The following is an 8,097-nucleotide window of genomic DNA, read 5'->3' as shown; positions in this document are numbered from 1 at the left end:
GTTCATCGACGACATGGCGTCGCTGCGGATGGACAGCAAGCCGCCAGCCACCTGGGTGCTCCTGTGCAAGGCCCCGGCCGGCGCCGCTCCGCCGCGCGCCGCCGCCGCTCCGCCCGCCGGCTCCGCCGCCGCCCCGGGGTCCTTCGACGAGGTCTACCGGGGCCGCCGCATCAAGGGCGGACCCACGCACGGCGGCGGACACCACGGGGGACAGCACGGAGGCCATCACTCCGGCGGCTACACCGTCACGATCGACGGCGAGGAACTGCACGTGATGCAGAACGCCGACGGCACCTGGATCAGCGTGATCACGCACTACGAGCCCGTCGCCACGCCCAAGGCGGCCGCCCGCGCGGCCGTCCGCGAACTCCAGGGCGCGCCGCTCGTTCCGCTCACCCTCGCCTGACCGATCGATCCGGGAGCCGCACCACCATGACCGTACGCAAGAACCAGGCCGCCCTCACCACCGACGAGAAGCGACGCTTCGTCGCCGCTCTCCTCGAACTCAAGCGCACCGGCCGCTACGACACCTTCGTCACCACCCACAACGCCTTCATCATGGGCGACACCGACACGGGCGACCGCGTCGGCCACCGCTCACCGTCCTTCCTGCCCTGGCACCGGCGCTTCCTCATAGAGTTCGAGCAGGCGCTGCAGTCCGTCGACGCGACCGTCGCCCTCCCCTACTGGGACTGGACGGCCGACCGCACCGCCGGCTCCTCGCTCTGGGCGCCCGACTTCCTCGGCGGCACCGGCCGCGCCCGCGACGGCCAGGTCACCGACGGTCCCTTCGCCCGCGCGGCCGGCCGCTGGACCGTCACCGTCCGGGTCGACGGGCGCGACTACCTCCGGCGCGACCTGGGCGCGGGCGGACGCCAGCTCCCCACCCGCGCCGAAGTCGACTCCGTCCTCGCCATGGAGACGTACGACACGGCGCCCTGGAACAGCTCGTCGGACGGTTTCCGCAACCACCTGGAGGGCTGGCGCGGGGTGAACCTGCACAACCGCGTCCATGTCTGGGTGGGCGGGCAGATGGCCACCGGCGTCTCCCCCAACGACCCCGTCTTCTGGCTGCACCACGCCTTCGTCGACAAGCTGTGGGCCGACTGGCAGGCCCGGCACCCCCGCTCGACCTACCTGCCGGCGGCGGGCACCCCGAACGTCGTCGACCTCGGCGACACCATGCGCCCGTGGAACGACGTGACGCCGGCGGACATGCTGGACCACACCCGGCACTACACCTTCGACACGGCCGCCTGAGGCCGGGCCGGAAGCCGGCCGTACGTCCGTCGCGCGGACCGGGAGCGTGTCCCGGCCCGCGCGGTGGGCGAGGTTCCTCGGCGCCCCGGCCGCCGGCGCGGTCCGCCGCCGCCGGTCACCCCGCGTTACGACGTACGGGCGTACCTGCGGATGCGGTAGCGCAGCTCGGTCGTGGAGGAGAGCCAGCCGGTGTCCTCGGTGATCCGCCAGGCCGCGTCGAGCGGCGGGGCGTAGGTGTCGCCGGCCACCGGGGCGTCGACCTCCGTCACCGAGAGGGTCGTGGCGTACGGCAGGGCGGCGCGGTAGATCTCACCACCGCCGATCACCCAGGCGGCGGGCGCGCCGGCCGGTTCCGGCGACTCGGCCGCGAGCGCCAGGGCCGCGTCGAGCGACCCGGCGCGCTGCGCGCCCTCGGCGGTCCAGTGCGCGTTGCGCGTCACCACGATGTTGCGCCGGCCGGTCAGCGGACGGAAGCGGGCGGGAAGCGAGTCCCACGTCTTCCGTCCCATGATCACCGGGTGGCCGTGGGTGGTCGCCTTGAAGTGCGCCATGTCCTCGGGCAGCCGCCAGGGGATCCCGTTGTCGGCGCCGATCACCCCGTCGGGGTTCTGCGCCCAGATGAGCCCGACGTTCACACCGCCACCGGGGCCTTGATCGCCGGGTGGTGCTTGTAGTCCACGATCTCCACGTCGGAGTAGGCGTAGTCGAACAGCGAGTCCGCCTTGCGCAGGCGCAGCTCCGGGAAGTCGTAGGGGGTGCGGGAGAGCTGTTCGGTGACCTGCTCGACGTGGTTGTCGTAGATGTGGCAGTCGCCGCCGGTCCAGATGAAGTCGCCGGGCAGCAGTCCCGTCTGCTGCGCCACCATGTGGGTGAGCAGCGCGTAGCTGGCGATGTTGAAGGGGACGCCGAGGAACAGGTCCGCGCTGCGCTGGTAGAGCTGGCAGGAGAGCCTGCCGTCGGCGACGTGGAACTGGAAGAAGGCGTGGCACGGGGCGAGCGCCATCCGGTCGAGCTCGGCGACGTTCCACGCGGAGACGATCATCCGGCGGGAGTCGGGGTCGCGGCGCAGCGTGTCGAGGACCTGGCTGATCTGGTCGATGTGCCGGCCGTCGGGCGCGGGCCAGGAGCGCCACTGCACGCCGTAGACCGGGCCGAGGTCGCCGTCGGCGTCGGCCCACTCGTCCCAGATGGTGACGCCGTGCTCCCGCAGCCAGCCGACGTTCGCGTCGCCGCGCAGGAACCACAGCAGCTCGTACACGATCGACTTGAGGTGCACCTTCTTGGTGGTGACCAGCGGGAATCCCCGCGAGAGGTCATAGCGGAGCTGGTGTCCGAAGACACTTCGGGTGCCCGTTCCCGTCCGGTCGGCCTTGGCCGTCCCGGATGTGAGCACCAGCCTCAACAGGTCTTCGTACTGTGTATCCACCACGGACCCGAGTCTAGTACCGGCCGGAGAGCGCTCGGGCCATCAGCGCTCGAGCTCGGCCGCGAGCAGGTCCATGAGCAGGCCGTCGTGCCAGGTGCCGTCCGCGCCGCGCTCGTACTGGCGCATCACGCCCACGGGCCGGAATCCGACCTTCGCGTAGCAGCGGATCGCGGCCGCGTTGTCGGCCGCCGGGTCGATGACGAGCCGGTGGTAGCCGTGGTCGTCGACGAGGTGCCGGGCCAGGGTGCGGACGGCGTCGGTGCCCAGGCCGATGCCGTGGACCGACGGGTCGAGGAAGAGGTCGATGCCGGCGTGCCGGTAGTCCGGTTCCTCCTCGGAGTACCACTGGATCATGCCGACGATCCGGTCCTGGTGGCGGATCGTCAGGCAGTGGGTGTCGGGGTCCTCCAGGTCAGAGGCGACCTCCGCCGCCATGTCGTCCCCGCCGCGCCAGCGCGCCCGCACCTCGGGGGTCTCCCGGACGGTGGCCAGGGCGGGCACGTCCTCGGGAACGGTGGTGCGGAGAACGACGGCGGCGCCGTGCAGCTCGGTCATGCCGGGGACTCTACGCAAGGGTGCGGCGCGATGGTGGGCGGGTGCGCGGTGGTGGGCGGGTGCGCGGTGGTGGGCGGGTGCGCGGTGGTGGGCGGGTGCGCGGGTGCGGACGTGCGCCGGATCCGGGGCCCGGGGTCATCGCGCGCGGAGGGCCTCGGCCGCCGCCGTCGCCGCCTCGCGCGCGCGGTCGCGGGCGGTGGCGGCCAGGGCGGCGTCGCCCAGGCCGTCGGCGAGCCGGGCGCGCGCGGACCAGGTGTAGGAGCTGTCGGGGCGCAGTCCGATCCGCTCGCTGACGAGCGCACGGGCCTGTTCGTGCCGCCCGGAGGCGATCGCGGAGTCGAGCAGGGTTCGCTGGAGGGCGTCGCGCTGGGCGTAGCTGCCGCCGAACTCGTGGAACCGTCGGCGCAGCGGCCACAGCAGGTCCACGACGGCCGCGTGCTCCCCCCGTCCGTGGGCGAGCAGCGCCTCGCACGCGGGCAGGCCGATCTCCGCGGTCATCCGGCGGTTGGTGACGGTGTGGGTGAGGGTGTCGGCCGCCGGCCGCTCCAGCCACCGCCGCCGGTCGGAGACGAGCCGCGCCGCCTCCTCGAACCGTCCGGCTCCGACGTAGGACATGACGGCGTGGACGTCGTTGAACGCGTAGAAGGGCGGATCGGCCCGGGCCGCCCACGCGTCGGCGAGCGCCTGCCAGCGGGCGGTCGGCTCTCCTCCCGCGAGCCGGATCCGCCACAACAGGGCGGCGGCGTCCAGCAGTTCCATGGCGAGTCCGGACGAGTCGTCGTGGTGGAGGGAGGCGTCGTAGACGCGCAGGGCGGTGTCGGTGTCCCCCGCCTCCAGGGCGTACAGGGCGTAGTGCCACCAGTTGTGGACGTCGAGGTAGTTGTCCCGCGTCCAGTGGTCGCGGCGGGCGTCGAGGTAGCCGATGCCCTCGGCGACGCGCCCCTGCATCTCGTAGGTGTGGACGACGGCGTGGATGGCCCAGACGTCGCGCGGGTTCTGCTCGACCGCGGCGAGTCCCGCCTCCTCGGCCAGTCGGTAGTGCCCCGACTCCTCGAGGCCGAACGCGTACATGCCGAGGACCAGACCGCGGTGGGGCTCGGCGCGGTCCCAGGCGGAGAGGGCTCCGCCGATCCGGTCCCGCAGGCGCACCGCGTCCCCCGTGAAGAAGTCCAACTGGTGGCCGACGGCCAGGGCGAGCGCGTCCCTCGGGTACGCCAGGGACAGCTCCTCCAGGAGCCCGCCGGCCCGCCGGAGGTCGCCGGCCAGCCAGGCCGCGGCCGCCGCCAGGTGCATGCGCTCCCGCGCGGGCAGGGACGTGACGTCCACGCCCGCCGCGTACCGGTCGAACCGGCGCCGGGCGGTGACGGCCTCCGCCGGCTCGGTGCCCAGCATCCCGAGATAGGCGGCGAAGCACTGGGCGAGGGGTACGGCCGGGCCGCTGCGGAGCGCGTCGTCGACGGCCCGCTCCACCTCGGGGCGGAAGTGCAGGAGCGCCTCGACGGCACGGCCCAGGTGCCCGGCCGTCTCCGGGGTGCACGCGTGCAGGGGGTTGCCGTACCGGTCCGTCACCATCGGGGATCACCTCGGCGCGCCTACGGGGTGGGGGCACAGGCCGCGGTGAGCGGAGCGCCCGCCGCGGCCACCCCACCATGAACGCACCCGGGACCGCGCCGGCGCCACCCCGACAGGCGCCTTCCGGCGAAGTGCCATGATCCGCCACGTCCCTCTAGGCTCATGCGACGCGCGTGCCTCGACGGGGGCGGGCGACGGAACGGAGCCGGAGGGAGCAAGGTGAACGAGACCGATCTGATCGTCGTCGGCGGTGGTCCGGCCGGCTGTGCCGCCGCCCGCATGGCCGCCGGTGTCGGTATGCGCTCGATCCTGATCGAACCCGACGCGCTGTGCCGGAACCTCTACCGCATCGGGGCGCTGAACAACGTCCTCGGCGGGCACGCCACCGGCCCCGGGCTCGCCGACGCCGTCACCGCGGAGCTCGAACACACCGACCTCTGCCGCGTCGCGCTCGGCCGACGCGTCGTCGCCGTGCGGGCCGCCGACGACCACGTCGCCGTCACGCTCGACACCGGCGCCCGTCTGGCCGCGCCGTACGTCGTCGTCGCCACCGGTGTCGGTCCGCTCCAACCCGGTGACGCCGACTGGATCACCGCCCCGGCCGGCCTCGTCCTGCCCCCGCTCTGGCGGGCCGACGCGCACGACGCCGAAGGCCGTACCCTCCTCGTCCTCGGCGGCGACCGCCCCATCGGCACCTTCCTGCGGGCCCACGCCACCACCGCCACCCGTCTCCTCGTGGCGTACCCGGAGGCCGACGCGTACAAGACCGAGGAGATCCGCGAGGACCCCCGCGTCACCCTGCTGCCCGTCGAGCGGCTGGCCCTCCGTCCCGCCGGCGGCGCCGGGGTGAGGGCGGAGGCGGTGGGTGCGGGCGGGGAGCGGCACGTCCTGACGGCGGACGCCGCGTATCTCAGCCTCGGCAGCGCGCCCACCGCCCCGGCCGGCGACCTCGTCCGCGCGGCGGACGGCTACTGCCCGCCGGCCGATCAGCACCCGCGCGTCCTCGTCGCCGGGGACCTTCGCTCCGCCCGCTTCCAGCGGATCATGACGGCCATGGGCTCGGGCGGCGAGGCCGCGCTCCAGGCGTACTACGCGACCAGGGAACGGCCCGTCGGAGGCTGACGCTCGCGTGCGAGGCCCCCCAGGACAAACACGCGTGCGAGCAAGATCCGGTCCGTGCCAGGATGGCGCCGGAAAGCGAGGTCTCGTGGACGACTGGGAGCGTTTCCGGCAGGCGTTGGCCACCTGGGCGGCCGGCGGAGCGGAGGCGGCCGAGGCGGCCGCGCGGGCGCGGGAGCCGGCCGGCCGGGTGCGCAGGATCGTGCTCGTCGAGGGAGGCAGTGACCAGGCCGCCCTGGAGGTGCTGGCGACGCGCCACGGCCGTGACCTGGCGGCGGAGGGCGTCGTGGTCGTGCCGCTCGGCGGTGCCACCAACATCGGGCGTTTCCTGGACGTGTGCGGTCCCCCGGGACTGGGCCTCCCCCTGGCGGGCCTCTGCGACATCGGCGAGGAGCGGCACTTCCGGCGCCATCTGGAACGGGTCGGGCTCGGCTCGGGACTCACGTCGGCCGGACTGGAGACGCTGGGGTTCCACATCTGCGTCGCCGACCTGGAGGACGAACTGATCCGCGCGCTCGGCCCCGAGGGCGTACAGGAGGTGATCGAGGCCCAGGGCGAGACGCGCCCCTTCCAGACCTTCCGCAGCCAGCCGGCCCAGCGGGACCGGCCGGTGGACCACCAACTGCGGCGGTTCATGGGCACCCACAGCGGCCGCAAGGCGCTCTACGCGCGGGCGCTCGTCGCCCACCTGGACCTCGGCCGCGTGCCCCGACCGCTGGAACGCCTCCTCACCCACGTGTGACCGCAGCGACGCGCCTCGCGCGCCGGCAAGGCGGCGCCCCGACGGTCCGTCAGGACAGCGAGGCGACGACCTCGCGCACCTGCGTCGCGACGGACTCGGGCAGCGGCGCGTAGTGAAGGGCGTGGAGCTCCTCCTGGCCCTCGCGACTGGCCGTGTAGGTGAGGAAGGACTTGAGCGCGGGCAGGCTGTCCGGGGCGTTCCCGGTGTCGCAGACGATCTCGTACGTCACGAGGACGATGGGGTACGCCCCCTCGGCGGAGGTCTTGTAGTCGAACCGGAGCCGCAGGTCCTTGCCCTCGCCCACGACCTTCGCGGCGGCGATGCCCGCCGAGGCGCTCTGCGTGCCGGGGGCGACCGGCTCGGCGGCACCGGTCGCGATGCGGACCGTGTCGATCTTCCGCTTCACGGCGAAGGACAGCTCGAAGTAGCCGATGGCCCCTTCGGTCTGGGTGACCGCGGTCGCCACCGCGTCCGATCCGTTGGCCGAATGCCCGCCCTGGGCCTGCCACTTCTTACTGGCGGGGTACGGCCAGCGGTCCCCGGCCGCGCCCTTGAGGTAGGCGTTGAGGTTCTGGGTCGTCCCCGAGTCGTCGGCGCGGTGGACGGGGACGATGGCCAGGTCCGGCAGCGTGGCGTCCGGGTTGAGTGCCTGGATCGCGGGGTGGTTCCACTTCGTGATCCGCGCGTCGAAGACGCGGGCGAGCGTCGGGGCGTCGAGGACCAGGCCGGTCACGCCGGGGAGGTTGTAGCCGAGGGCGATGGTTCCGCCGACCATCGGCAGGTCGATCGCCTTGCCCCCGGGGCAGACGTCGGCCGGGACCCGCCGCTCCTCCTCCGTCAGCGCCTGGTCCGTGCCCCCGAACGCCGTGGCGCCGCGATGGAACTGGGCGACCCCCGCGCCCGAGCCGAGCGGGTCGTACACGAGCTGGACGCCTTGGCAGGCCCGCTGGTACTGCTGCATCCACCGCTTCATCGCGATCTGCTGGGCCGAGGAGCCGGACCCGCGTACCTTGCCCTTCGTCGCACAGTCGATCTCGGGCAGCGGTCCGCTCGCGAGCGACGCGGCGCCGTCCTGGGAGCCACCGTCGTCGCCACCGCCGCCGCACGCGCCCAGGGTCAGCACGCCCGCCGTCACGACGGCCGCGGCACTCCACCGCCTGTTTCGAGCCGAACGTCGAAGCTGCACCTTGATCTCCCTCGGACACGTGCGAACGCACCGGCACGGCCCGTGCCGCCGACCGGCCCCCCCCCGATGATCACCCGGCCGCGGGAGAGCGGAGTGGATCACAGGCGAACACCGGCTGTCACCGAGGTGACATCGCGGTGACGCGGGGTCCGGGTGCGCCGGCCGTCCGCGCGGACGAGCCTTGCCTACAGCGTCGAGGCCGCGGATGAAGCTGTCGAAGGCCGGCTTGAGGGCGTT

General features: G+C 73.7%; 9 protein-coding genes. 4 read left to right on the top strand and 5 right to left on the bottom strand.

What is annotated here, in order from left to right; all coding sequences use genetic code 11:
• Window positions 1-4 precede the first annotated feature (4 nt).
• On the top strand, window positions 5-406 hold the full coding sequence (locus tag ABZ135_RS38300; RefSeq protein WP_356702967.1) for a tyrosinase cofactor: 402 nt from the start codon (window positions 5-7) through the stop codon (window positions 404-406).
• 26 nt (window positions 407-432) lie between these two features.
• Window positions 433-1,260: a tyrosinase family protein gene (locus tag ABZ135_RS38295; protein ID WP_356702964.1), complete on the top strand. Its 828-nt coding sequence runs from the start codon at window positions 433-435 to the stop codon at window positions 1,258-1,260.
• A 125-nt stretch (window positions 1,261-1,385) separates the two neighbouring features.
• On the opposite strand, the gene ABZ135_RS38290 is transcribed toward ABZ135_RS38295, so the two are convergent.
• The 4 genes from ABZ135_RS38290 to ABZ135_RS38275 form a co-directional block, all read right to left on the bottom strand.
• Complete coding sequence (locus ABZ135_RS38290; protein ID WP_356702962.1) at window positions 1,386-1,895, bottom strand: dihydrofolate reductase; 510 nt, start codon at window positions 1,893-1,895, stop codon at window positions 1,386-1,388.
• Window positions 1,892-2,689, bottom strand: coding sequence for a thymidylate synthase (locus ABZ135_RS38285; RefSeq protein ID WP_356702959.1), 798 nt, complete (start codon window positions 2,687-2,689; stop codon window positions 1,892-1,894). The genes ABZ135_RS38290 and ABZ135_RS38285 overlap by 4 nt, the downstream gene beginning before the upstream one ends.
• Window positions 2,690-2,728: 39 nt before the next feature.
• Entirely contained in the window at window positions 2,729-3,241 is a 513-nt protein-coding gene (locus tag ABZ135_RS38280; protein WP_356702957.1) for a GNAT family protein, read from the bottom strand.
• A 135-nt stretch (window positions 3,242-3,376) separates the two neighbouring features.
• Window positions 3,377-4,813, bottom strand: a complete 1,437-nt coding sequence (locus ABZ135_RS38275; protein ID WP_356702955.1) for a tetratricopeptide repeat protein — start codon at window positions 4,811-4,813, stop codon at window positions 3,377-3,379.
• 219 nt (window positions 4,814-5,032) lie between these two features.
• On the opposite strand from ABZ135_RS38275, the gene ABZ135_RS38270 reads away from it, so the two are divergent.
• Window positions 5,033-5,935, top strand: a complete 903-nt coding sequence (locus tag ABZ135_RS38270) for an FAD-dependent oxidoreductase (protein WP_356702953.1) — start codon at window positions 5,033-5,035, stop codon at window positions 5,933-5,935.
• Window positions 5,936-6,020: 85 nt separating this feature from the next.
• Window positions 6,021-6,674 (top strand): ATP-dependent endonuclease, encoded by a 654-nt coding sequence (locus tag ABZ135_RS38265; RefSeq protein ID WP_356702950.1) that lies wholly within the window; start codon window positions 6,021-6,023, stop codon window positions 6,672-6,674.
• A gap of 49 nt (window positions 6,675-6,723) precedes the next feature.
• On the opposite strand, the gene pstS is transcribed toward ABZ135_RS38265, so the two are convergent.
• Window positions 6,724-7,809 (bottom strand): phosphate ABC transporter substrate-binding protein PstS, encoded by a 1,086-nt coding sequence (pstS, locus tag ABZ135_RS38260; protein ID WP_356702948.1) that lies wholly within the window; start codon window positions 7,807-7,809, stop codon window positions 6,724-6,726.
• Window positions 7,810-8,097 lie beyond the last annotated feature (288 nt).

It is taken from the genome of Streptomyces sp. NPDC006339, from assembly GCF_040612775.1.
In the GTDB taxonomy this organism is placed as follows: domain Bacteria; phylum Actinomycetota; class Actinomycetes; order Streptomycetales; family Streptomycetaceae; genus Streptomyces.
Note: the sequence above shows the minus strand (reverse complement) of the source record. Positions and strands in the feature narration are given on the sequence as shown.

Bases quoted from the DNA above. Each gene is read 5' to 3' on its own strand.
- ABZ135_RS38295 (WP_356702964.1), top strand. From the start codon at position 433: ATGACCGTACGCAAGAACCAGGCCGCCCTCACCACCGACGAGAAGCGA.
- ABZ135_RS38280 (WP_356702957.1), bottom strand. From the start codon at position 3,241: ATGACCGAGCTGCACGGCGCCGCCGTCGTTCTCCGCACCACCGTTCCC.
- ABZ135_RS38275 (WP_356702955.1), bottom strand. From the start codon at position 4,813: ATGGTGACGGACCGGTACGGCAACCCCCTGCACGCGTGCACCCCGGAG.